Annotated in this window: 21 protein-coding genes; 10 read left to right on the top strand and 11 right to left on the bottom strand. The window is 43.4% G+C overall.

The window, feature by feature from the left end; all coding sequences use genetic code 11:
• The first annotated feature begins 228 nt into the window (after window positions 1-228).
• From AACT19_RS13225 to folM, 5 genes are all read left to right on the top strand, one after another.
• A complete protein-coding gene (locus tag AACT19_RS13225; RefSeq protein ID WP_076646640.1) occupies window positions 229-1,848 on the top strand; it encodes an endonuclease in 1,620 nt (539 codons plus the stop codon).
• A 438-nt stretch (window positions 1,849-2,286) separates the two neighbouring features.
• On the top strand, window positions 2,287-2,784 hold the full coding sequence (gene folK, locus AACT19_RS13230) for a 2-amino-4-hydroxy-6-hydroxymethyldihydropteridine diphosphokinase (RefSeq protein ID WP_076646642.1): 498 nt from the start codon (window positions 2,287-2,289) through the stop codon (window positions 2,782-2,784).
• Between the two features lie 157 nt (window positions 2,785-2,941).
• Window positions 2,942-3,313 carry a dihydroneopterin triphosphate 2'-epimerase gene (gene folX / locus AACT19_RS13235; protein ID WP_004734786.1) on the top strand — a complete coding sequence of 124 codons (372 nt, stop codon included), beginning with the start codon at window positions 2,942-2,944 and terminating at the stop codon, window positions 3,311-3,313.
• 17 nt (window positions 3,314-3,330) lie between these two features.
• Window positions 3,331-3,969 (top strand): GTP cyclohydrolase I FolE, encoded by a 639-nt coding sequence (folE, locus tag AACT19_RS13240; RefSeq protein WP_076646644.1) that lies wholly within the window; start codon window positions 3,331-3,333, stop codon window positions 3,967-3,969.
• Complete coding sequence (folM, locus tag AACT19_RS13245; RefSeq protein ID WP_076646646.1) at window positions 3,966-4,682, top strand: dihydromonapterin reductase; 717 nt, start codon at window positions 3,966-3,968, stop codon at window positions 4,680-4,682. Before folE ends, folM begins: the two co-directional genes overlap by 4 nt.
• A gap of 95 nt (window positions 4,683-4,777) precedes the next feature.
• On the opposite strand, the gene AACT19_RS13250 is transcribed toward folM, so the two are convergent.
• From AACT19_RS13250 to AACT19_RS13260, 3 genes are all read right to left on the bottom strand, one after another.
• The gene (locus tag AACT19_RS13250; RefSeq protein WP_076646648.1) at window positions 4,778-5,146 is read right to left on the bottom strand and encodes a hypothetical protein; all 369 of its coding nucleotides are present in this window, start codon (window positions 5,144-5,146) and stop codon (window positions 4,778-4,780) included.
• Between the two features lie 15 nt (window positions 5,147-5,161).
• Complete coding sequence (locus AACT19_RS13255; protein ID WP_076646650.1) at window positions 5,162-6,034, bottom strand: patatin-like phospholipase family protein; 873 nt, start codon at window positions 6,032-6,034, stop codon at window positions 5,162-5,164.
• 83 nt (window positions 6,035-6,117) lie between these two features.
• On the bottom strand, window positions 6,118-6,456 hold the full coding sequence (locus AACT19_RS13260; RefSeq protein ID WP_004734781.1) for a hypothetical protein: 339 nt from the start codon (window positions 6,454-6,456) through the stop codon (window positions 6,118-6,120).
• 509 nt (window positions 6,457-6,965) lie between these two features.
• On the opposite strand from AACT19_RS13260, the gene AACT19_RS13265 reads away from it, so the two are divergent.
• Complete coding sequence (locus AACT19_RS13265) at window positions 6,966-8,474, top strand: DUF3360 domain-containing protein (RefSeq protein WP_004734780.1); 1,509 nt, start codon at window positions 6,966-6,968, stop codon at window positions 8,472-8,474.
• Between the two features lie 471 nt (window positions 8,475-8,945).
• The gene (locus AACT19_RS13270; protein WP_241905751.1) at window positions 8,946-9,320 is read left to right on the top strand and encodes a hypothetical protein; all 375 of its coding nucleotides are present in this window, start codon (window positions 8,946-8,948) and stop codon (window positions 9,318-9,320) included.
• A gap of 122 nt (window positions 9,321-9,442) precedes the next feature.
• On the opposite strand, the gene AACT19_RS13275 is transcribed toward AACT19_RS13270, so the two are convergent.
• A complete protein-coding gene (locus AACT19_RS13275) occupies window positions 9,443-10,369 on the bottom strand; it encodes a hypothetical protein (RefSeq protein ID WP_076646653.1) in 927 nt (308 codons plus the stop codon).
• Between the two features lie 1,083 nt (window positions 10,370-11,452).
• On the opposite strand from AACT19_RS13275, the gene AACT19_RS13285 reads away from it, so the two are divergent.
• The 3 genes from AACT19_RS13285 to AACT19_RS13295 are packed head-to-tail and all read left to right on the top strand — an operon-like array spanning window position 11,453 to window position 15,283.
• Window positions 11,453-12,664, top strand: coding sequence for an N-6 DNA methylase (locus AACT19_RS13285; RefSeq protein WP_076646655.1), 1,212 nt, complete (start codon window positions 11,453-11,455; stop codon window positions 12,662-12,664).
• Window positions 12,657-14,384, top strand: a complete 1,728-nt coding sequence (locus AACT19_RS13290) for a zinc ribbon domain-containing protein (protein WP_076646657.1) — start codon at window positions 12,657-12,659, stop codon at window positions 14,382-14,384. Before AACT19_RS13285 ends, AACT19_RS13290 begins: the two co-directional genes overlap by 8 nt.
• 11 nt (window positions 14,385-14,395) lie before the next feature.
• Window positions 14,396-15,283, top strand: a complete 888-nt coding sequence (locus AACT19_RS13295) for a hypothetical protein (RefSeq protein ID WP_076646659.1) — start codon at window positions 14,396-14,398, stop codon at window positions 15,281-15,283.
• 134 nt (window positions 15,284-15,417) lie between these two features.
• Here AACT19_RS13295 and pheT read toward each other — a convergent pair whose 3' ends face one another.
• The 7 genes from pheT to AACT19_RS13330 all read right to left on the bottom strand — a co-directional run bounded on the left by pheT (window position 15,418) and on the right by AACT19_RS13330 (window position 25,958).
• On the bottom strand, window positions 15,418-17,805 hold the full coding sequence (gene pheT / locus AACT19_RS13300; protein WP_076646661.1) for a phenylalanine--tRNA ligase subunit beta: 2,388 nt from the start codon (window positions 17,803-17,805) through the stop codon (window positions 15,418-15,420).
• Window positions 17,806-17,823: 18 nt separating this feature from the next.
• Window positions 17,824-18,807 carry a phenylalanine--tRNA ligase subunit alpha gene (gene pheS, locus AACT19_RS13305; protein ID WP_004734764.1) on the bottom strand — a complete coding sequence of 328 codons (984 nt, stop codon included), beginning with the start codon at window positions 18,805-18,807 and terminating at the stop codon, window positions 17,824-17,826.
• Between the two features lie 356 nt (window positions 18,808-19,163).
• On the bottom strand, window positions 19,164-20,315 hold the full coding sequence (locus AACT19_RS13310) for a GGDEF domain-containing protein (RefSeq protein WP_371699051.1): 1,152 nt from the start codon (window positions 20,313-20,315) through the stop codon (window positions 19,164-19,166).
• Between the two features lie 160 nt (window positions 20,316-20,475).
• Window positions 20,476-21,708: a hypothetical protein gene (locus tag AACT19_RS13315; protein ID WP_076646663.1), complete on the bottom strand. Its 1,233-nt coding sequence runs from the start codon at window positions 21,706-21,708 to the stop codon at window positions 20,476-20,478.
• A 9-nt stretch (window positions 21,709-21,717) separates the two neighbouring features.
• Complete coding sequence (locus AACT19_RS13320) at window positions 21,718-22,509, bottom strand: outer membrane lipoprotein-sorting protein (RefSeq protein ID WP_076646665.1); 792 nt, start codon at window positions 22,507-22,509, stop codon at window positions 21,718-21,720.
• 44 nt (window positions 22,510-22,553) lie between these two features.
• On the bottom strand, window positions 22,554-25,052 hold the full coding sequence (locus AACT19_RS13325; protein ID WP_076646667.1) for an efflux RND transporter permease subunit: 2,499 nt from the start codon (window positions 25,050-25,052) through the stop codon (window positions 22,554-22,556).
• A gap of 120 nt (window positions 25,053-25,172) precedes the next feature.
• The gene (locus AACT19_RS13330) at window positions 25,173-25,958 is read right to left on the bottom strand and encodes a TetR/AcrR family transcriptional regulator (protein WP_061024674.1); all 786 of its coding nucleotides are present in this window, start codon (window positions 25,956-25,958) and stop codon (window positions 25,173-25,175) included.
• Between the last annotated feature and the right edge of the window lie 172 nt (window positions 25,959-26,130).

Consider the following 26,130-nt stretch of genomic DNA (forward strand, 5'->3'; position numbering starts at 1 on the left):
AAGTGCTTATTTTGGGTTCATCGCGGCTTTCCCCTGAAAGCCGAGATGAACTTTTTTCAATAATCTAGCGTGTGAAAGCATTAGACAGGCCGATATCACATTGCTTTACATCACATATATTAATAAAAGTAATGTTACTTACATTTATAAATGTGATGTTTATCTCCATTCATCTTTTGATTACTTTCTAAGCTTAGTTGGTTTTTATCCGATTAAACAGAAGGTTATATGATAAATAGAATAATAACACTAAGTGGCGTTGCATTACTTTGTTCAGCGAGTGCGCATGCGCAAATGCAAAATGGAAGTTTCGAAAACTGGGAAGGAAACGTACCATCTGGATGGAGTGTGATTGACTCCGGCATTGCACTTTCGCTCTCTACCGATCCTGTAAATAACGGCAGTTTCTCTGCACAAGTCACAGTGAATACAAGTACTCAAAGTAATACCGATTTTCTTCAAACGATAAGTGTTGAACAAGGGAAAACTTATGATTTCTCTGTCGATGTTTATCACACTGAAGGTAACGTGAAAGCTCGCCTTTTTGTTGATGGCTATTTAGGCTACTCGAATAATGGTTTAACGAATCAGTGGCAAGCATTGACTCACTCGTACAGCGCTACGAGCACTAAAGATATCGTTGTGGGCATACGATTTTATGATGATGCAGGTTTTGATGGTTCGGAAGTGGTGTATTTAGATAACTTTCAGCCTACGGAGGCTCCACCAACACAAAGCTGCAATGACACAAGTGCCGCACTCACGCTAGTGACGGATAACTATGGCTCTGAAACCAGTTGGTCTCTCAAAAACTCAGTATCTCAAACTCTTTATTCTGGTTCAGACTATCAAAGTAACACCAACAATGAAGTGGAAATGTGTTTAGCAGATGGTAGCTACACCCTAGAAGTCTCAGACTCTTATGGAGATGGAATGTGCTGCAGTGTGGGGAGTGGTTCATACAGTTTGTCGGTAAACGGAACCGTTGTGGCATCTGGTGGTGATTTCCAAGCAAGTCAGAGTACAGAATTTACGATTGGTGGCTCAACGACTACACCACCAACTGAACCACCAGTGTTAGGTGAGTATTACAAAGACGCTGAAGGCAAAGTGGGCTTTGCCTTAAAAACGGCCTTATATCAAATTATTGATAATCATAGTAGTCAGGGTTACACCGCTATTTGGACGTTAGTGTCTGAGGCTGACCTAGACGCATACTATGACACTGATGGGTCGATTCTCGATATGTATTCGGAGAAACCTTCAGACTCAGATTCAATCCAATTTACTAAGGTGGCCGATCAATGTGGTCAATACAGCAAAGAAGGTGATTGCTACAACCGTGAGCACTCATTCCCGAAAAGCTGGTTTGGTGGGAAAGTCGAGCCAATGAACTCTGACGGTCACCATTTATTTGCCACTGACGGCTACGTTAACTCGAAACGTAGTAATTGGCCATTTGGTGAGGTAAGTAGTGCAACATACACATCAAGCAATGGTTCTAAATTAGGCAGTGCAGCAAACTCTCTTGGTTATGCAGGTACGGTGTTTGAGCCAGTTGATGAGTTTAAAGGTGATTTCGCAAGAGCATATTTCTACATGGCAACACGCTATGAAAATGAAATCGCTAATTGGGAAGGAAACTCTACAAGCTCGGATGCTGTTCTGGATGGAACCAATACAACCGTTTTTGAACCTTGGCTACTTACTATGCTAAAGCGTTGGCATTCTGAAGATCCAGTAAGCCAAAAAGAAATCGACCGAAACAAGGCGGTACATGATTTCCAAGGGAATCGTAATCCGTTTATTGACCATCCAGAGTTTGTAAGCCAAATCTGGGGAAATTAATCGGAATATAACCACCATGACAATGGTTTAATGATTATTGAATTGAGCCCAATCCTTTGTTTGGGCTTTTTTATTGATAGGCATTAGAGAGCATGACTTAAAATATGTGAAAAAGCATATTGTCATGAAGGTCCGTATAGTTGTCAGTGGTCGTCACCATCAATACTGGACGCTACGTTAAGCGACTTTCCATACCTTTAGTTATTCATGACCGATCATATTCAATTTTTCCCACACACATTTTTGTCCAATACCTTCATCGGCTGAGTTTTTACTCGTGGCACTTTCTAGCTCACAGGTGCCCTTTTGTCGGGCTCAAAACGGGCAAAACTTGTAACAGAACCGTATTTTTCTTTTGCCGCCCTGCCATTAAAAGGACGCATAGCTGATCTTCATAGCAAGTCGGACGTATAGGCTGTTTAAAAGGAGGGAAAGACTATGGCCACCGTCTATGTCAGCATCGGAAGCAATATTAACCGCGAACACCACGTCACAGAATCTCTCAAAGCATTGCATGACCGCTTTGCGCCCCTACATATTTCTAAATTCTACGATTGCGAGCCTGTCGGTTTTAAAGGGGACAATTTCCTTAACCTAGTCGTTGGGTTCGAATGTGATCTTCCTGTCGCAGAGCTGGTTAAGGTTCTACATCAAATCGAATCAGAGAACGATCGCAAGCGTCAGACCAAAGCCTATGCTTCACGCACAATGGATATCGACATCCTTCTTTGTGGTAATCAAGTGGGCGTTATCGATGGCGTAGAGCTGCCTAGAGGCGAAATCACCGAGCACGCTTTTGTGCTCAGGCCGTTAGTCGATATTGCTGCGCAAGAACGTCACCCCACTCTAGACATCTCATATCAGCAGCTCTGGGAAAACTTCGATCAGTTAAGTCAGAAAACCCAACCCATCCCTTTCGATATCAGTTTCACCTAGCCTTTACATGACTGAAAAAAGAACGGCTGCAACAGGAACAGTTGCGAAAGGAACAACTGCGAAAGGAACAACTGAACTCTTAATCGCGTGAGCTTTACTGATCTTTTCTTAAAACAAGCACGTACCTGACTTTACTCTCTAAGGATTGGACACTGTTATGAATCACAACGCCATTATCACCATTACAAACCTGAGACTAAGAACCTTCATCGGCTTCAACGAAGAAGAAAAGTCTAAGCAGCAAGACATCGTTATCAATGCAGAGATCCACTACCCCGCTAACAACCTTTGCCTCTCAGATGATGTGGAGAACGCACTCAACTACAAAAACATCTGCAAGAAGATCATTCAACATGTCGAATCCGGAAGATTTTTGCTTTTAGAAAAGTTAACTAGCGACGTACTCGGCATTTGTATCGATCATCCATGGGTACGATACGCTCAAGTGAGAATTGATAAGCCTCATGCCCTACGTTTTGCCGACTCCGTTTCACTCACGCTTAGCTATGAAGCAGAGCTCGAAAATTAACTCATAAGGAGAGAGTCATGCTGAATACAGAAGCCGAAAAAGTAAGAGAAGCTTTGCTCGCAAAAGGACTTGAAACCCCAATGACACCGAGCGAAATGAATCCCAACCAGAAGTACAACCGCATCAAAGGACTTTTGACGGAAGTGGTCAGTACGCTTGGACTGGATTTAACCGATGACAGCCTTGCTGAAACACCTCATCGCATTGCAAAAATGTACGTTCACGAGATCTTTTCAGGGCTCGATTACGATAACTTCCCAAAAATCAGCGTTATAGAAAACAAAATGTCGGTTGATGAAATGGTCAAGGTGTCGAACATAGACTTAACGTCGACGTGCGAACATCACTTCATTACCATCGATGGTTTAGCAGAAGTGGCCTATATACCTGAAACCAAGATACTCGGGTTATCTAAAATAAATCGTATTGTTCGATTCTTTGCTCAGCGTCCTCAAGTGCAAGAACGCCTTACACAGCAAATCTTGGTCGCGATACAAACTCTAGTCGAAACAGAAAACGTGGCCGTGACGATTAAAGCCACTCACTACTGCGTTAAATCCAGAGGTGTCATGGATGCAAACTCTGAAACTTCAACGACCGCGCTCGGTGGTATTTTCAAAACTAACCCTCAAACCAGAGCTGAGTTTTTACGATGAGCGAAACGATACTAATAACCGGCGTGGGAAAGCGACTCGGATTCGCACTGGCGCAGCAACTTTTAGCGGATGGATACAAAGTAGTTGGCACTTACCGCAGCGACTATCCTCAACTGCAACTGTTGCGCGACAGTGGAGCCGACTTGCAGCAGGTAGACTTTTATCAACAAAGCAGCCTAGAGGGCTTTCTTCATTACGTTGGTCAAGAATATAAGACACTTCGAGCCATCATACATAACGCTTCAGACTGGAAGCCTGAGAACAAGACAAACCCCAGTGACAATGCCTCACAAATCATGCACCAGATGATGACGATTCACGCCACCGTGCCTTATCTGTTCAATTTAACGCTCAAAGACCAACTGATGTCTGGTGATAAAACGTCAGACATCATCCACATCAGTGATTACGTTGCGGAAAAAGGCAGTAAAAAACACATCGCTTACGCGGCCAGTAAAGCTGCACTCAACAACCTGACGCTATCGTTTTCAGCAATGTTAGCTCCCAAAGTAAAAGTAAATACCCTCTCTCCAGCCATGATTAAGTTCAATGAACATGACGATGAGGCATACAAAACCAAAGCTCTTCAGAAAGCTCTGATCCCGACAGAAGCGGGCTTTGAGGAAATAATAGATGGCATCAAATATGTGTTGGCCAGTCACTACATGACAGGAAGAACCTTACACCTTGATGGCGGCAGGCATTTGAAGTGAAGTCCATATCATGTGGGCTTACGTCAACATAGAAACTCAAAAGACTAGCGACTGCTGTTACCAAGAAACCGCTAGAAGCTAGAAGCTACTATGACCTAGAAACTGCTAAAAGAGTGAGGAAGGCGTTTTTCTTCGTCCCAACCGGATAACTCAATATTGGTCAATGACTTGCGCTTCTCATTACACAGTGAAGCGAGATTGATGATAGGCAGCTGGCTGCGAAACTGCGCGGTAAGTATGACCTTTTTACTTTCACTCAGGCTGTTTCGACATTGCGCTAAAACCGCTTCGGTATCTAACTCGTGCGCGTTCTCGATAATCTGAATATCAGCGCTCTCTTGATGGCACTCTATCAGCCAAGATACGGCAGCTTCTTCTGAGCTGGTGAGCACGATGACATCTTTTGTTGCCATAAGCTCGTTGAGTTCAAGCTCTTTTAGTTCAGTTTCCATAAATACCCTCATTCAGCTGAAAATACATTAAAGTCGGTTGCCCAGTTTAGCCTGTGCCAAATGGTAGCCCCTGTCTATCATCTCTTGTGAGCGATCGAACTCTAAGGTGCTACAAGCATTACGTGGGATCTCAAGCGTAATATCGGCGGGATAAGCGGCCAGTTTTTGGCGAGCAATGGTCGATTGCATCGCATCAAACGCTTGGTTGGCAATGTCGTAAGCAGCAAAATTGAAGCTCATTTTACTTTTTACACTGCTACCGAGATTATCGATAAAGTGAACAACCTTCTCATGCAGATTGCTCTCTTTTGTAGGTAGGGAAACCGGTATCACTTCCTGTTGAAGCATCTCAGGTTCACCACCTAAGTTCACAGCCAGAGTAAAGTCTGTCTTATCACTAAAAGTAGGCGCAATCGGTACGGGATTGAGCACTCCTCCATCAATCAGCACTTCACCATTAATGACATGTGGAGTGAAGAACAGTGGCAAAGAGATGGAGGCGCGAATGGCATCAAACAGAGAGCCGGATTGCAGCCAAACCTCTTTTTCTTCGGCGACGTTGGCAGCAACTGCGGTATAAGGGATAGGCAGATCTTCAATTGAAATCTCGCCGATCAGCCCACGCAGTGTGTCGATGATCTTGTCCCCTTTGAAGATACCACTCGATTGCCATGAAAAGTCCAACATCATCGCCATATCCGATTGGTCGATACTGGTGACCCATTCTTCAAATTCATCCAACTTGCCCGCAGCGTAGACACCACCGATAAGTGCGCCAATTGAACAGCCAGAGATGGATTTTATCTGATAGCCATGCTCGATTAACCAACGGATGATTCCAACGTGAACCAAGCCTCTTGCGCCACCACTGCCAAGTACCAATGAGACCGTTTTTGCCATCGTATTAATCCTTTAGTTTTTAATTCTAGGGGAGCTAACTCGCCGATTTACCAATTCGCAGATCTCAACTCACTGAGTCACTATCAGTCCATACGGGTAATGAAGGTTTGCTCGTCATCCACAAAAGCCACATAGTCGCCGTGATAGATAAACACCCGACCACGCCCTTCCACTATACACGCTAGCTGTGGGTTCAAATCTTCTTCAAGATTTTCACTTTGATACGTGCCGGTATCGGTGATCACACCGCGGAGTTTAGGCAAAAATCCATAGCTACGCTTGGCTTGATCAATCAGGCTCAATTCACTGGTGGTAGAGAAGTAAGCTGGGATGGGACCAGCATCTTCGATAAACATCGGTTTCAGTTCTTCAAAAGCTGTAATCACCAGCCAGTCGATGCCGTTTACGTGATGGATAAACATTGTTTATAAATACCTAATTTCTCGATAATTCTGATGCGGAGATTCTAACACTATCAGGGGCCAAACGTAGGAGAAATTGAGTTACTAGAGGCAATCCCTACCCCTGTTTATCGCCCCATTATATCAAGTATAAAACCGGACCAGATGTCACTATCAAATCACACCAGAACGCAACCAAGCATGCAGCCAAACGTAAGTCGTTGGACTTTTTTCTGGGCCTTTAGAGTCGAACCATTTGTTGTTGAAAGTGGCTTTGTTATTCCTGAAATTAAGAGCCTACCAATAAACAGACACATACTACCTACAGGGTCTAATACTCGTCGTCCGATTCTACGACTAATGTCTAACCGACTGAGTCTATTTGTTTTTTTTGGTTTGGTATAAGGTACTAACAACTAAATGTTAATGAATTTTTAATTATAAGTTGACGCATTGTTTACACTTCATGCCGTGAGTCAACAACGTTTGTTGGAATAACACACCTCAGAGTGTGAACGAAAGGAATCAAAATGAGCACTACTTTAGAGTCCGCACATATACAAACAGAGAAGCCTCAAGCCAATGAGGATGAACTCACCTATGAACAACAACATAAACCAAGATCGGAATTTGATTCCCGAGAACAGTATTTAGAACATGAATTACAAATCATGTCGCCTAAGCGCTGGCGTCCAAATTTGCCGTTTAAAGATTATCGATTTGAGATAGAAGACACCATCCCAGCGATGGCGGCGACCATTGGTAAAGTGGTTATGGTGGGCGCTATTGCAGCCACCTTTGCTGGGGCTCTCGGATTAAATGAAGACTTCATTCTAGAAAACGTTCGTTATGAACTCCTCATCGCCTCTGTTTTCATTATTATTTTCTCTGGCTTCCTGTTGCCGACCGCGAACCTCGCAGGTACACACGGCCCACTCATCCCTTTAATTCCAATTGTGGTTGCAGCAGGCGGACACCCTATGGCGTTTGGGTTATTGATTGGCGCTTTTGGCCTCATCTTAGCCATCAGTAAAGGTGGCAGCATGTTGGCCAACCTCACCAGTAAAGGCGTATGTGGCGGATTATTGCTCTACCTTGGCTTTGTTGGAACCGCTTCTCAAGTGAAAAAGCTGTTCGCTTGGGCTGAGGGAATTGGCATGAGCCACATTGCTTTTGTCGTGATCTTTTGCACCATTATTTTGTACGCGCTATTGGAACACTTCCGTAAACGTTGGTTAGCCGTCCCTCTTAGTTGCTTGCTAGGCGGTACGATTGCATTTGCCATGGGTGCCCCATTTGCTTTCCACACAGAGCCAGGCTTGCCTAACATGAACCCTATGTATTGGTGGGGAGAAGATACAGGTTGGATGCTAGGCCTACCGACGATTGAACACTTCATGGTGGTATTGCCGTTTGCAATTTTGGCTGTCGCTATGTGGTCTCCAGATTTCTTAGGCCATCAAGTATTCCAAAAGATCAGCTACCCAGAGCGTACCGAAAAAGTACACATGAACATCGACGACACCATGACCACGGCTTCAATTCGTCAAACGTTCGGTTCTCTGCTCGGTGGTACTAACTTTACGTCTTCATGGGGTACTTACATCGTACCGGCGGCGATTGCTAAACGCCCTATTCCTGCTGGCGCGCTACTCACAGCTCTGTTCTGTATCATCGCCGCAGTTTGGGGTTACCCGATGGATTTAGCTATCTGGCAACCTGTACTGTGTGTGGCGCTGATTGTTGGGGTATTTGTTCCATTGCTAGAAGCTGGAATGGAAATGACGCGTGAAGGAAAAACCACACAGTCGGCTGCTATTGTTGTGTTCTCTTCAGCGCTCGTTAACCCTGCATTTGGTTGGGCTCTCACCATGCTGTTGGATAACTTAGGCTTAGTCGGTTGTAAAGAACGTAGTAGTGAACTGAGTAAAATGAGCCGCTGGGTGTTGCCTGGCACTATGTTTATTGTGCTAAGTGGCGTAATGGCGTTGGTTGGTCTTCTGCCGGGCATACCGGCGATTATCCCGAGTTTTCGTTAACCTCGATTAATATTTAGTTTTAGTCGGAACATAAAAAGGCCTCGCACATGCGAGGCCTTAGTTTTTCCATCGAACCATTACAGCTATTCTTTATCAACTACAGCGTCCTACTTCACTGACCTAATCGCTTTCATCAACGTGCGTGAACGGTTCTAGTAAACCAAGTCCTCCCCCTCAAATGGAGTTCACCGATCTCTTTAGACATACGATCGAGGGGGAGAATATTCTTTGTCGCTGAACACATGGCAGCACTTGTCACGATCAGTATTCAGTTCCTCCCCTTTTCCCGTTACCAACAAGAAATTAGAGATGTAAACCAAGGGGAGGTTAGGAGGGGATTATCGGTCAAGCCTCATATGCAATTGATTCAAAAGCAATAACGCAATTTGTTACAATGCCCATAATTAAAGGATGGTCTTATTTCGCTATACTCCGCGCCTAACTCCAGAAACAGACCTAATACCAATGAATATGTTTAAAACCTTAGCTCTTTCTATCACGCTATTTTTAGTTGGCTGTGCATCTGGTTCAGCAATATTAGTTGGTGAAGCCAGAGACCCAATTACACCTCTAGAAGTAACACTGTATCTCGAAGCGCCTGAGGACTATGAAAAAATAGCTTTAGTTGATGCATCTAGTGATGCAGGTATGACTAAACAAGGCTCCATCGACTATGCAATCGAAGAGTTAAAAAATCAAGCGGCCAAACTAGGAGCTAATGGGGTCTTACTTCAAGCGACAGGAAGCAACAGCTCTGTAGTATTGGGAGGCGTCGGCACAGACTACCAGTACTTAATCCCTGTTTCAGAACAGACGGTTAATGGAATCGCGATCTACACAGAGTAGTTAATATTGTCCAAGTTAGTTGCCTCTTAAGCACAAACAAAAAGGCCTCGCACACGCGAGGCCTTGTTTTATCTAAGTTTCAACGAACGAACACCGAAGCAATTGGCGATGATAAAACCAAATCAACTCGAGAGCCATTCATCCAATACTTTGATGAATTTAGGATTAATGAGATAACCGATAGAAGCATGGGGATTGCTTTTTCCATTGCGAATATTGAGGTTATAGACTGGGTGGATGTCTTTCATTCCGCCGGGTATCAGATCCAGTTTAAGCATATCCTTAAAGTCATTTCTAATTTTGCTGTCATGAGAGATAAAATCATCTTCTGCCGAAATGTTTATCCATTGATCAATGTTTAAAGGGTACTTCTTCTTATCTTTCAAGCGACTCCCTTTTAGCCTGTCTTTTACGTTTTCATCGCCTAACGGTGACCCGAGCGTAAGCAATAAGTTGACCTTCTTGTCCGCACCATAGTCGTGCCTATACTCTCCGTAATGAGACAACTTCCATAACACGTCATAACTGATCATCGACCCTAGACTGTGCGACACAATCATCACATCATCCTGATTATCAAACGCTTCCTTCAGCTCAACCATTAGCCTATGCCTGACATCGCTACCAAAATAGGTATCTTCATACCAATAATGCTCCATATCCGGCGCGACCTTGGTTATGAGTGTCTCAGCCACTCCCAGCTTTCCAAATAGCGATGAAAAAGTATCTGCTAACGCCTCTTTTAGAAAACCAATTTTAGATACCTTGTTATACGTTGTTTTATTGAACTGGCTTGTCTTGTACTTTTTGAGTTCAGACAGCGCTTGCTGTCGACTTGCTGGGTCTTCCGTTGGTTTATCTAACAATGTGTTTGATAGTTCACCGTAGTAGACAAACCGTTTATCGACATCTTTAAAAGCTTGTAATGAACTTGAGTCTCCACAATCTCGCTGCAAGCCATGTTCTATGGCCTCGTACCAGAGTGCTTGAAGGGGAGCTTTATCGGGCTTTTGAGCGCGACCATGAATGAATATTATTTTCTTAGCCATAGCAGGACGTCCTAAACACATAGTTAAAATTATTATCAGTAGAAAGCACCACTAGATTCGGTCAGCAATTACTAATAACAGCGGTGCTGATTACGTATCTAGGGGTGGTTGGTAGAGCATTTATATAACTATGAGGTACTCGTTTAAGGACCATAAACGAGTGAACGATGCGAACATCACTCGCAAATGGAAATGAATGTAGCTAGCAAAACCTCCGACCAACAAAAAGGCCTCGCACACGCGAGGCCTTAGTTTTATCTATAGAATGATTACATCCACCCTTTAACGACTACAGCGCCCTACTTCACCGCTTTCATCAACATTGTGTGAATGGTTCTAGTAGACCAAAGCCTCCCCCTCTAGCTCCCCCTCGAATGGAGTGACCCGATCTCTTGAGATATAAGAATGAGGGGGAGAACATTCTTTGTCGCTGAACATATAGCAGCACATGTAGCGATCGGTATTCATTTCCTCCCCTTTCCCATGACCAACAAGAGATTGGAGATGTAAACCAAGGGGAGGTTAGGAGGGGATTATCAGCCTATTCTAACGTACAACTGCCCTACTTCGCTGATTTCACCGCTTTCATCAACGTTGTGTTGAACTGCTGTGGCTGCTTTAGCATTGGTAAGTGGCATGAGTGTTCAATGTTGTAATCATTTATGTAGTGATTTTGCTAGTACAGATTTTAACCCATCAATACAAAGGTCAAAAACACCATGATAGATAAACCTTCGCTCGCACGCTTCGAACAAACTCGCTAACCGTTGGTCCAAATCTCCTTCGAGAACTTCGCTTTGATGTGTCCAGTATTGTTCATGGCACCACTAAATGTAGGTAAATATCAATAACTGCATTTAGCTAGAACATCACGCTCGATTCATCGACGATGGGTGGATCACCCCATTAAAATCCAAGCACCTATAAGACGAAAACATGATTTTACAAGTAACGTTAACCGAACATACCAAAAGAAAGACGTGCAGTATTTACCTTATAGCATCGGATATATACCGAATAAGCTTTGTTGAATTCAATGATTTACTATAAAATTCAGAAACTAGAAAATTTTAATTATTGAAAATGCAGCAATACAAATACACAACTTCAGATAGACTAGGTCGTTACTACACAAAACATGAGATAAGCGTAGTCTTAAGAGACGCACTATCATGCAAAAAAATCTCAAGCATATTAGACCTAGGTAGTGGTGAAGGGGCATTATCACAACCATTGATGGAGCATTTTCCTAATGCAAAGTGTATTACTGTTGATGTGGATACTGATACAAAGTTTCCAACAAAGTATTCAGGCCATACTCACTACAAACAAGATGTCTCTGATCCTCAATTTTTTGTTAAAAACCAATTGAAGGAACAGAGCTTCGATGTTGTCGTATGCAATCCGCCCTTCATCGACATTACCCTAAACGAAGAATTGTTACACCTCTTAAAGGTGAATGGTTATTCAAAGATTATGCATAAAAGAGCAAAAATATCAGCTGAAATTATTTTTGTTATACATGCAATAAATGCGCTAGTGACTGGTGGAAAATTAGGATTAATCGTTCCTGATGGTTTCATTACCGGAGAAAAGTATAAACACTTCAGAGAATACCTGACGCAAAAGGGAACAATATCTCAAGTTATAAAACTGCCGAGAACAGCATTTGAAAAAACTGATGTTCAAGCTCATATAGTAATATTTATAAAGAACAAGCTCTCAGATGAGATAAATATAAATAAATACAATGAAGGAAAGCTTGGACCGAAAATCATAATAAAAAAATCGTTAGGAGTAGACTCTCTTGATTATGACATTAACTCGACGTCTAAAGAAAGTTCAAGAAGTCTAACTTTAGAAGATCTTGGATGTACAATATCTAGAGGTAAATATAATTCAAAACAATGCAGGATGCTATCAGAGAATATATTTCACACAACTAACTTTAAACCAAATGAAAATAGAGTTAATTTCAAAAAAGATTCATTTAATAATAAAGAAAGCTCGGTAATAGATTTTGCACAAAAAGGCGATATTTTAATTGCAAGAGTAGGAAAAAACATACCAAGAAAAATAGTTATCGTTGATAGTGGAAACGCAATCATTTCTGACTGCATATTAAAAATAAGAATTCCAAAAAAATTTCAAGAACTAGTTTTTAATTATTTAGTTAGTGATAAAGGTAGAGAAAAACTAGCCTCAAATATAATTGGGGCTAGCGCAAGATACATCACCAAATCAAAGTTATTAAAAATATCTATTCCAGTAGAGGAAGGGAAAGTTAATGAGTAGAGAAAAAAAAGAATTTTTAGACAATACAATAGAAAGAAGAGCTGACTACATCAAAAGTGACGAACTTATGCTCAACACCTCTATGAATGATTTTTTCTCTGATGTCATAAAAAGCCTTACGAATAGACAAACCACACTTATCGTCGGGCCAAGAGGCTGTGGTAAAACTCATATGATGAGATATACGGCATTGGAATGTAATTCAGATGATACGAAGCCATTCTCCGTCTATGTTACATTCAATAGATATTACCGTCTTGAACCAATGTTAACCTCTGACATAAACGCTATTAACACCTTCCACACTTGGGCATTGACTCAAATTATACTTGCTGCATATGAAACTTTAGAGACCACCATAGATAATCATAATATTATATTAGAAGAAATAGGTGGCTTTTTTACTATCGAGATACTCTATAGCATAATTGCAAAAATAGAAAAAGGTGTGCAATTATCAAGTGAAGAACAAGAAGCTGCTGATTATATTTCCATATCAATGACAAAAAATTTCTTGATGAAAGTGAAAGAACTATCAAAAAGAAAAAGAATATTGATTCTTATGGATGACGCTGCATTAACTCTAACTCCAGAGTATATGAAAGAGTTCTTCGAAATATTTAGAACGCTAAAATCACAATTTATTACACCTAAAGCTTCAGTATATCCAGGAACCACTGAATATGGTTCTCGGTTCCACCCAACACAAGAAGGAGTGTTCAAGTCTGTTTGGCTATCTATAGAAAACGAGAGCTACAGTGAAACGATGGAAGCTATTGCCGTTAAAAGAATTCCAAACTTTAGTGAAATACCTGAACCAATTCGTGAACTGCTAAAATATGCAGCTTTTGGCGTACCCAGAGCATACCTCTCTCTTTTGCAAGACTATATAGATAACAAAACTAGTAGATCCCAAGCACAAAAGCTCAACAGTGTAATAAAGTCTCATATAACCGCCAGAGTCGATGAGTTTAAATCCATCGCCATAAAATCACCGAAATTAAAAATATTAATAGAAAGTGGTGATAGAGTATTCAATAAAATATGTAGTGACCTTAAAGAAGTAAATGATTCCAAAAATGAAGAAAAACTAAAGCAGCTACTTTTTGGTATAACCGGAATTGATAATGATCCATATGTAGAACGCATGTTTAACCTATTGGTAGAAGCCGGATTATTATATGAAATAGAGTCTGATGTATCTCATGGAGAGGACAGGGATTACAAACGTTTCATTCCACATATAGCTGCATTACTAAATATTAAAACGTTCCTTTCAAAGGGTACAGCTTCGTCTGCAAAAATAGCTCTTGAAAGATTGCAGTTTAAATCTACAAAGCACCCAATTAGAAGAACAAAAGACTCAATTTTAAAAAGTTCTGGAGTGGATGAACTGAAGTTCAACCTCCCTTCTTGTTCATCATGTAATACAGAAAGAATAAGTCAGAATCAAAAGTTTTGCCACAATTGTGGAGCCGAGCTAATTGATATTTCTTCATTTGACCAGTGTATGTCTATACCCCTTGCTGATATAACAGGCTTAACTCCTTGGATGAGAGACAAAATAAAGAACGAAATCCCGAAGTTCGAAACTATCGGGGACTTTGTAACAAGCCAAGATCCAAGTAAAGTTCTTCGCCAAGCAGAACAAATCGGACAAAAAAGAGCTGAAAAAATCATTTTGTTAGCTACAACTTTTGTCGATGAATTTTTGCAGTGATGGAGCCTTATATGAACGTTAATTTTCATGAAATTGTCAAAGTACAAGCAATCACGACAACAATTCAAACACACGATCTCTTTGACAAGAGTTATAAAGAAGGATCAGGATCACCTATCGATAGCTTTCTTTTGAACTCAAATCAATTAAATTTACTTTGGATAAGCAACGAAAATATAACTAGAGAACTAGCAACAGTTGTATTCCTTGGCTATATGTCTGCCGTTGAAAGCTATATTAGAGCTTTAGTCAGAGGTATAATCCAGATAGACATATACTCTCAAAACCACGCTTCCTCCAAAGAAATCAAATTTGGTGCAGCAATGCATCACAATAAAAAACTGTTAGCTGAAGCCCTGATGGACGAAGACTCTTTCGTACATATGGATAACATAAAAATCACCTTTAAAAACTTGTTAGGCATAAACCTTCCCATTAATGAAAAAACAGCTAATGAATTCAACAACATCTGTCAACTTCGTCATTGTTGCGTCCATAGATTTGGTAAATTAGGTGCAAAGAATGCAATGAACCTAGGCATAAACAGTCATAGTAATTTACTGGAAAAACCGCTAAGCCTAGATAACAATTCTTTGGAACTGATCGCTAGAAACTTACGTTCAATCTTAAAAGATATCAATAACATGGCATACAAAGAAGTCTTAAACCGCACTTACCCGATCCCAAGAAATAGGGATGATAGAAAAAGACTCGAGAAGGAGGGTATTAAGTCACTTTGGAAAGAAATATATAGCGATGATCGGGAGCAATTCTTAAAATACTACAACCTATTTTCAACTAAACACGATTCATCCAAGACGGCAAAGCCAGCAGTAATGTATAAGTTATTTATTGAACAACGCATGCAAGCTAAAATACAAGCTGCAAATAGGAAGTAGTAGGACCAGCTCTAGACCTTTACAACGCAACTATCGGGTTTAGCCCAGCTATAAACTAGTGCCCTACTTCTTAACCGCAAAAACAAAAAGGCCTCGCAATGCGAGGCCTTTGGTTTTCTATCTATCAGAAGAGATTAGTCGCGAAGTGCTGCGCCGAATTTCTCTGAGATTGAAGCTACGATAGCATCTACTGAACCAGCGATGTCTGCATCTTCAAGTGTGCGCTCTACAGACTGTAGGCTAAGTGCGATTGCTAGGCTCTTCTTACCTTCTTCAACGCCTTGACCAACGTATACGTCGAACAGTTTAGCGCCTGTTAGGAATTCGCCACCAGCAGCGATACACGCTTCTACGATGTCGCCAGAAGCGACTGCTTCATCAACAACAACGGCGATATCACGACGGTTTGCAGGGAACTTAGATACTGCTACTGCTTCTGGAAGCACGCGAGTGTTGATAGCTGCCCATTCGATTTCGAATACGATAGTGCGGCCGTTAAGACCAAACTTACGCTCTAGTTCTGGGTGAACAGTACCAATGATACCCACTTCTTTGCCGTCTACTACGATAGCCGCAGTTTGACCTGGGTGAAGTGCTGGGTGCTTAGCAGATTTGAAGCTGTATGCGATTTCGTTTGCAGAAAGCTCAAGAACGGCTTCTAGGTCACCTTTAAGATCGAAGAAATCTACAGTGTTAGTTGCAATGTCCCAGTGCTCTTCGCCACGAGTACCAGAGATAACGCCCGCAAGCATCATTTCTTGGCGCATGCCGTTTTCAGCCGTTGCTTCAGGGATGAAACGTAGGCCTGATTCGAATAGACGAACGCGAGACTGTTGACGCTTCTGGTTGTGAACAACTGTGTTTAGAAGACCTTGGATTAGGCCAAGACGCATTGCTGACATGTCCGCAGAGATTGGGAATGGCAGGATTAGCGGCTCAACACCAGGTACAACAAGTTTTTGCTGTTCTGGTTCTACGAAGCTGTATGTGATTGCTTCGTGGTAGCCACGGTCTACAAGAAGGTCACGAACGCGCTTAAGCGGTTGGTTAGCTTCTTTGTGGTCATTCATTTTAAGTGCCGCTTTAGGCGCTTGGTTTGGAATGTTATCGTAACCGTAGATACGACCTACTTCTTCAATTAGGTCTTGCTCGATTGCGATATCAAAACGCCAAGATGGAGACGTTGCCGTCCAACCAGCTTCTGTCGTTTCAACTTCACAACCTAGGCGAGTAAGAATTTCCACTACGTCTGTAGATGGGATTTCGTGACCTAGTAGACTGTCTAGCTTAGCGCGACGTAGAGCAACTACGTTTACTTTAGGAAGATCAGCTTCAGATTCGCTGCCGTTTACTGGCGCAACTTCACCACCACAGATTTCAACTAGAAGCTGTGTTGCACGCTCCATTGCTGCTGCTTGAAGTGTTGAATCAACACCACGTTCGAAACGTAGAGAAGAATCTGTGTGAAGGCCGTAAGCACGTGCGCGACCACGGATGTGATCCGGTGCGAAGAATGCTGCTTCAAGAAGTACGTCTGTTGTTTCAGTAGTAACACCAGAATCTTGACCGCCAAAGATACCAGCGATTGCTAGTGCTTTGTTTTGGTCTGCGATAACAAGTGTGTTGCTGTTAAGTTCAGCTTCGTTGCCATCTAGAAGTGTTAGCTTTTCGCCCTGCTCTGCTAGACGAACCACGATACCGCCTTCGATCTTAGCAAGATCAAATGCGTGCATTGGTTGGCCTTGCTCTAGCATCACGTAGTTTGTGATGTCTACAACTGGGTCGATTGAACGGATACCACAACGGCGCAGTTTTTCCTGCATCCAGATTGGAGATTCCGCTTTCACGTTTACGTTCTTAACCACACGGCCAAGGTAACGTGGACAAGCATCAGTTGCTTTGATTTCAACAGATACTGTGTCTTCAATGCTTGTTGCAACAGCTTCAACTGCTGGCTCTGTAACGTCTGCGCGGTTTAGTACGCCAACTTCACGAGCAAGGCCACGGATGCTGAAGCAGTCTGCGCGGTTTGCTGTTAGGTCTACGTCGATAGTTACGTCGTTAAGCTCAAGAAGCTCACGAACGTCCATACCTAGCGTTGTGCCTTCTGGCAGCTCAAGGATGCCGTCAGACTCTACGTCGATACCTAGCTCAGAGAAAGAACAAAGCATGCCGTGCGATGGAACGCCACGTAGTTTTGCTTTCTTGATTTTGAAGTCACCAGGAAGTACTGCACCAACTGTTGCTACTGCTACTGTTAGGCCAAGACGACAGTTAGATGCACCACATACGATGTCTAAAAGCTCTTCTTCGCCAATATCAATTTTTGTAACTTGTAGTTTGTCTGCGTCTGGGTGCTGACCGCACTCAACCACTTTACCTACTTTAACGCCGGTGAAAACACCCGCAACAGGTTCTACATCGTCAACTTCCAAACCAGCCATAGTGATTTGGTGAGCTAGCTCTTCGCTGTTAATTGCAGGTTTAACCCACTCGCGTAGCCAAGATTCACTGAATTTCATAGTTTTGACTGCCCCGGATTACTTGAATTGTTTAAGGAAACGAAGGTCGTTCTCGAAGAACGCACGAAGGTCATTTACGCCGTAACGAAGCATCGTTAGACGCTCTACACCCATACCGAATGCAAAACCAGAGTATTTCTCAGGGTCGATGCCAACAGAGCGAAGTACGTTAGGGTGAACCATGCCACAACCTAGAACTTCTAGCCATTTGCCATCTTTACGTTTCACGTCAACTTCAGCTGAAGGCTCTGTGAACGGGAAGAATGAAGGACGGAAACGCACTTCAACTTCTTCTTCAAAGAAGTTACAAAGGAAATCGTTAAGAATGCCTTTAAGTTGTGCGAAGTTTACGTTCTCATCAACTAACATACCTTCCACTTGGTGGAACATTGGCGTGTGAGTTTGATCGTAGTCGTTACGGTAAACACGACCCGGAGCAATGAAACGGAAAGGCGGTTTGCCGTTTTCCATCGTACGGATTTGAACACCAGAAGTGTGCGTACGTAGCATTAGATCAGGGTTGAAGAAGAAAGTATCGTGATCAGTACGAGCTGGGTGATCGTCTGCGATGTTTAGTGCATCAAAGTTGTGGAATGCATCTTCGATCTCAGGGCCAGACTCAGTGCTAAAGCCAAGCTCACCAAAGAACTGTTCGATACGCTCAACTGTGCGAGTCACTGGGTGAAGACCACCGTTCTCAATGCGACGACCTGGTAGGCTCACATCGATAGTTTCTTCAGCTAGTTTCGCTTCAAGCTCTGCACGTTGAAGTGCGTCTTTGCGAGCTGCGATCGCTTGTTGAACAGCACCTTTCGCTTTGTTGATCTCTTGACCAGCAGTGCGACGCTCTTCAGGTGGAAGTTTACCTAGGCTTTGTAGTTGAAGAGTTAATTCACCCTTCTTACCTAAATACTGAACTCGCACTTCATCAAGTGCGACTAACGAATCTGCTGTATCAATAGCAGTCGTTGCATTAGCAATGATCTCTTCTAGATGTTGCATCATTTCCTCATCTACCAGTTGGTAGTGTCCGTATCGGATGATTAGTTTTTTTAGATAGCTACACATAGTAATCAAACACGCTACCAATGCCAAATTGAATCGCTAAAAGAGCAAGTTATTGACTAAAAACACGGCAAATTTAACAGGATATTAATGAGGAATAGGAAGAAGTGGAACAAATACCGGTTCCACTTGTTTATTTTAAAGTGAGTCGCACTCAAAAACTAAAGTGAACTAGGTTCTAGAATTAAAGCGAATAGCGCTCAAAAAATAAAGTGAGTAGCGCTCAAAGACTAAAGCGAGCGGTGTTCTAGATCTGAAGTGAACGGTACTCTCGAACTCGAGTAAATCGAGCTCTAAATCTGAATCGAACAAACGCTGTTTTTGCCTGCGTTTTTCGCTAAATAAACGGACTCATCAGCGGCTTTAACCAACTCATTCATGGACTCGAATTCTTGGGTTATTTCAGCTACACCGACACTAATACTGCCAATCCAAACTTGATGACTGGTTTCAACCTCTAATTCAGACACTTTCTGTCGAGTCGTTTCCGCGATGTGCATGCCACCTTTGAGGTCGGTGTCAGGGCAAATAACCAAGAACTCATCGCCCCCTAACCGACACACAATATCATCATTACGGAACGTGTTTTTCAGTTCACGCGAGAGGGTTTGTAGCACCAAGTCGCCTGCATCATGGCCACTGGTGTCATTAATGCGCTTGAAGTGGTCGGCATCAATCATAATGCACACTAAAGGCATACCAAGTTCTTTGGAGTCTTGCCAATGTAGCGCTAACTGTTTAAAGGCACTACGGCGGTTAGGCAAATGAGTGAGTGAGTCTGTTAACGACAGTTCTTCAAGTTTCTTACTCGCTCGTTTCAATTCTGCAGTCCGTTCCTCAACTTTGTCTTCGAGTAACTGGTTGAAGCGTAACAACTGTTTGTTTCGTTCAGATACTTGTTCAAATAGGCCATTAAGCGCCGCCAACAGCGGGACAATCGAAGAGTCTTGCTGCTTTTCTTCTGCTTCAAAGGCTTGTAGAGGTGTTGCACCCTCTTCTATGGCGACCATTTGTCGCGCCATGTTTTGGTCGATGCCGAGGATGTGATAAGTAAGCCAATGGATGAGGAAGTCCAATAACTGCCGTGCTGACACCTGATCTTCTTCTAAGATGAAAGCTTGCATACTGTAGATATCTTGCTTAAATACACGATGCACTTTGATGTGTTCTTCAATGTGTAACTCATGTACACCGCAATCTCTCATCAAAGATTCTTCTTCTTTAAAGTGAAATTCTGCATAGCGCGCGAGTTCGAGTAAAGCGATGTTAATGTCGTCTATAGAGATAGTATTCTCTGACAAAAGATTTCCGTAGTGATTGATAAAACCAACAAGGTATTGATGTTGTTCATCTACAACACCAATACCTGTTTCAAAGTTTTTATCCCAATTAAATAAATTCATAAATCCCTTAGGGCCGATACCACCAGCACGATTTACATGCATATTCGGAGGTTATAGATACTCGAAAAATACAACCATTTTACCTTTGGGACTATTCGATTATTTGCTCTATTTTATAAAAAGATGACATTGAACATTCTAAATATTGCGCTTCTTAAATCTGAGACGCCCCCTTTAGCAAGAGCGCCCCACCAAACCAACATTAGAAATAATATTCCAACGCTACCTCAACAAAATCATCCTTTCGAGCGAAGAACAACAAGTCTTCTGGGGTTTCGTTCTCAAAAAACCAAGCGTTCAATCGCCACTTGAGATTGTTGTTGATGCGGCTTGATGCTTCCAACTTAGCACTGTAGACATCGCTGTTATCTAAGTCTTGAGTGATGCCTGTAAGTACTTCGGTGCCGTCTTCATCATTCAAGGCGAAACGCGCTCCAAGGAATACATCGTTTTGACCGATGGTTTGGGCGTTGTTACCTCTGCTGTCATACAGGTATTCGGCAATAAATCCGATGTCCCAATAGGATTCAAGCGCCCCAACCCATGTGTATTCAAAGCCTGTTACCACGCCGGTGTGGTTGTCGTAGCTGTCACGATAAATGCTTTCAAGCTTCCATAACCAATCACCCACAATACCTTGTACATCGAGTCCGAAGTGCTGCATTTGCGCGTAATACGGCTTGAGTTCATTGCCCTCTACACGGTAATAAGGGTCGCGATTTGTGCCGCCTAAGTAGCTTAATCCCACATCCCAATCGCCGTACATTTGGCTATAGCGCAATGCCACATCGACGTGCTTTTCTTCTCTCGACGATTCGTAAAGCGCATCATCCGATACAGGCACAGTTGGCCTTAATCGACCGTCTTCCCCTGCAAAGGTACGCTCACGAAAATACGGCAGTAACATGGCATCGATGGTTCCCCAGTCTTTTATCGAGGTGAAGTGGACCATTGGCTGACCTAACTTCGACTCACCATCGACCGATTCAATGGCATCGGTTTGGTTTACCACATCCACCAAGTGCGCCGATTCGGTTACGCCCCAGAACACCTTGCCGACACCCGCTCGCAGTTCGTAGTCATCCCAATACGTTAGGTATAGAGCTTCGCGAACGTCACCATGGGTTCGTTCATCGTCTTCGCTATCTAGGCGGTAAAACGGCGTGAAGGTAAAGCTGCCATTGCCCTCTTGTTGTTCCCAATAAAACTCTGGTTGTAACACCAGCGAGCTTTGCCCTTTATCTTGCCCTTGCAAGCCGTCGCTAAAGAACTGCCTGTGTTCAAGGTTAACCTGCCCTGCTAGCTCCGGGGTGACCTGTTCTACGAACTCAGAGCTAAAGCCTGCCGCCACACATGGCAACGACACTTGCATGAGCCCGACTGTCGCTGCCAAGGTTAAAGATAACTGCGTTCCTGTTAACACAATCCTTTTCATATTCTTGCCTTACTTTGCACGTTTGAGTGTGTTTTTCTGGAAATCTTTGTCCTTAAGACCTGTCTGGAACGCTAAATCTGTCGTGGTTAGTACCGTGCTCTTGCCTGTTTGGTGGTTTTGCATCGACATAGTGTGCGCGCGCCAGTATTGGTTTAGGTATTGTTTGTAATCTTGGAACGAAAGGGTTTTCAGCAATGCGCCTTTACGGTCGTAAAACTCAACCTGAACGGGGCGGTAATATTGTTGGTCTAGCCATACCTTTTGCATGGTGTAGCCGGAATTTTTGTCGGTCGGAACCTGCTCCAAAACAAAGGTATCGACGCCTTCGATTTTGGCGTCTTCAATGTAGTTAAAGGTGTACTTTCCTAACTCGAACGAGCTCAAGTCTTCGTAAGCAAATTCACTGCCCATAAACGGGCCCGATTTGTTGCGCGAAGAGATGCGTTTTACACGTTTCAACGCAGGCAAGTACAGCCATTGGTCATCCGATTTAGAGATGTGTGAATGGTTCAAGAAAGCCGTGCCTTTTACGTCACGCGGCTCATCAAAAATGGTCAGCCCTTTGTCGCCATCATCATCCACTTCTAACGACTTCAATCGCATTAGGCGCGAGCTGCTTTCGCCTTGTTTGTTCCGAAGTAGCATTTCCATGGTCGCAACTGAATCGCCCCACCCCATATCAACGGCTTTTCGTTGCTCGGCAATTTCTAAGCCTTTCGCGGGGTCGGCTAACGCAGGGAAAGCGGCGAATGTGCTCAGTGTAAATAATGTAGTAACGAGAGTTTGTTTAACGCTTTTCATAAATTTCTCCTTGAGTCAGCCCACCGCAGCAGGCTGACGATTCCTTATTTGGTCGAAGTAGACAGTTCGCCAGTCGAGCTAGGCTGGGACTTAGTGTCAGGCTTGTTTGAATAATGAGTCTGTTTGTCGAAGATCATCAGCAAGCTCGGTAGCAAGATGAAGTCGACCACCAGCGCAATGAAAATCACAATCGCGCTGAGTAAGCCCATGTCGGAATTGAGTCTAAAACTCGACATCGCCAGTACAGAGAAACCCGCCACAAGCACGACCGTGGTGATCCACAGTGCGCGACCAACGGTGTGGAACGCGTAACGCACCGCTTCTTCCGCTGATTTCCCTTCCATTCTGGCGCGTTGGTATTTACTCAAGAAGTGCACTGCATCATCGACCACGATACCCAGTGTGAGCGTGACCACGACTGACAGACCCAAGTTGATTTCACCAGAGATAAGCGCCCACAAACCAAAGCCGATAATCGCTGGGGCAATGTTTGGCACTAGGCTGATTAAACCTAAGCGAACCGAGCGCAATGCAAAGATCATCAGGCCAGAGATAAGTACTAAGGTGATAGGCAGAGTTGATAGCATGCTCGCCATGTTGGTTTCGCCTATGTGAGCAAACATCAGTGACGGACTCGATGCGACCACTTCATACTGAGGCGCGTTGGCTGCAAACCATGAGTAGATACGTTCTTCGAGTTCCACCAACTCCACGCTGCCTAGGTTGTCCACCGTGAGCACCATTTTGATCGATGACTTATCGACATTGATTTGGTTGTTCAAGTCCAAGCCGTACGGCAGAGACATCTCGTAAAGCAGCAGGTATTGCGCGGCAAGTTCTCGGTTAAGCGGCAATTGATAATAGCTGTCGTCATCGCCGTGCATGTTCTTATTCAAACGCATGTAAACATCGGAAAGCGTGGCGACATGGTCGGTTTCTGGTTGAACACGTAGCCACTCAGTAAAGTCGCCAATCGCTTGCAAGAACACAGGATCGGCAATCGCTTGAGATTCGTTGGTTTTGACTGCGATACTGATGGTGGTCATGCCGCTTACGGTCTCTTCCATGAAGTCGGCTGCTTGTCTGAATTCGCTTGAGGTATCGAAATACTTCACCGATTCATCATTCACTTTGTTCAACGGAATTAACGCCGCAGCGCCAACAATCACAAGAGTAGAAATAGGCAGCAGTGCTTTACGGTTAGCAACGACAAAGTCACCGAGCTTATCCATAAAGGTTACTTTGCTTTCCGCGGCTTCATTTGTTGGCAGAGTTTTAACTGGCAATAGTTTTAACAGCGCAGGAAGCATAGTCACAGATAGGAAACACGCGATGATCACACCCAATGCCGACAAGTTACCGAAGTCTCGCAATACGGGAGAATCCGACATGTTCATCATCAAGAAGCCAATCGCGGTGGTCACAGAAGTAATCAAAATTGGCATCGCGTTCAACTTGATGCTGTATTGAATGGCTTGTGCTTTCTCCATCCCGCGCTGCATAGCTTGTCTCATGGTCACAATCACGTGAACACAATCGGCGACAGCAAGGGTTAATACCAAGGTTGGCACGTTGACCGTTGCGGTGCTGAGGAACATCCCTGCCCAGCCAGACAAACCCATGGTCGCGACAATCGAAGAGATAATCACAACTAAGGTAGCCACCACACTAAAGAACGAGCGCAACATAAAGGTCAGGAACACCAACACAACTAGCAGCATTAATGGCACCAGTGTTGAGCTGTCTTCTTGAGCCGAGGTCATAAAGGCGTTGTTCATGGCAATGATGCCCGCCTTATGGAATTCGACGTTGGGATATTGTGCTTCGTAGCGGTCAATCATAGCGTTGATGGCCGCAATGACTTCTTGCACTTCCGCCGTTTTGTCCACTTCGGGCAATTGCACCGTCACGTTCACAATGGTCACGTCACCAGAAGCCGATACCAATGCATTCTTAAGCAGTGGTTCGTTGAGCGCGATCTGTTTTACTTTGGCGATCCGCTCTGGTGTGTGCTCGTATTCTTCGTACAGCAAGTCTTCCACTAAGAGGTCATCTTCAACGGCTTCGGTATGCTGATAATTGGCAAGCGAATCGACACGGCTTGAGTACGGGATCTGCCACGCATCGACCGTGAGGTTTTGAATTAGAGTGAGGGTTTCTGGAGTGAAGACATTACCGCCTTCAGGTGCGACGACAATCGCGAGGTTGTCGGTTTTCGCAAAGGTGGTTTGGATTTCATCGAACGCCATCAACTGTTTGTTGGTGCCTTCGAAGAAGATATTGTAGTCCCCTCTAAAATAGAGGTTCTTCGCCCCTAATGCAGAGAGCATGATGATCGAAAAAACCACCAGCAGAACGATAAACGAATGCTTGGTCGGTATTGAGTGCCAACTGTTATTTAGATCCCCGTTTACGCTATCGACATTACGGTTATCTCGATTTTGGTGATCGAAAGCGGGCTTCTGGCTGTCATGTTCCATCACAGTCTCCATTTGTGACGATTCGTCATAGTTGTGTTTTAAAAAGCCAGCCGAAGCTGACAAAAACACAATTCTTAGTCATATACTCAAGAAAACCAAAACCACACTAGGCTAAACTTAAGTTTATGACGAATCGTCACTAATGGTTATTAATAAACCCACATAGGTGGGCTTAGTTGAAGCTTATCGACCTACTGACTCTAAGTAAGCGACTTCTTCACTGAACAGTTCTTGTTCTACACGGCGCCAGGTTTTGCGGTAATCCCAATCACTCGAAAGGGGCTGCCAGTTGAGGCCGTCTAAAATCATGTTCGCGTTATGTAATACTGAATACGGGTCTTGTAACCGCTTGATACAATGACTGTTTGAAGCATTCTGAGACAAAGCATTTGAACCAAATGCGATTGACCAGTTGGCGAATACAATGGCATCTGAACCCACGCCAGAAGAGAACTTTAGGTCACCGGCTTCTACTGCTTGATTGACGAGCAGATCTGCTTGTTCGATAACGATCTCTTCTAATTGATTCATCTCGGCCACGCGTGCACTGGAGGCTTTCTCTAGTACCCATGGGCTTTTCGCCATAATCGCGCAAGTTGATAATACCGGTTCCATACGAGCATAAACTCGGTACGCAACGTGCAATGCGACAATCTTTTCGCGAGAGTTGCCTTCAAACTCTCCAGAACGAGCAAACAACAGTGCCTCGGCCTTTAAAGAATGAATACATAACGCTAAAACCACGTCTTCTTTACTGCAAAAGTGATTGTATATCGTACCTTTAGAATAAGAGCTTGCCGCCGTTAGCCTATCCATCGTCAGGTTTCCGAACCCTTGTTCTCGAACCAGATCTTTTGCTAACAACATCAATTCTACTTCTCGGTCGGCTATGGATTGCTGCTTCTTAGACAGCACCGCCTTGCAACCAAAGATACTTTGTTTATCGCCTTTACAACCAAAGCCAAACATAATTTTTCAGTCCGTATTTGAGCTTAGCTATTACCTAAGCTTAATCAGCATTTAAAACGCTCCTGTCCAATATATTAACACGAATAGTAAATTCATGTGGTTAACCATTTTGTGACGCTTCGTCATTTCTGACTTATCGTCATAATAGCGCAAATATTGATCATATCAAGGT

The sequence above is a fragment of the Vibrio sp. 10N.222.47.A9 genome (assembly GCF_963872585.1).
Lineage (GTDB): Bacteria > Pseudomonadota > Gammaproteobacteria > Enterobacterales > Vibrionaceae > Vibrio > Vibrio splendidus.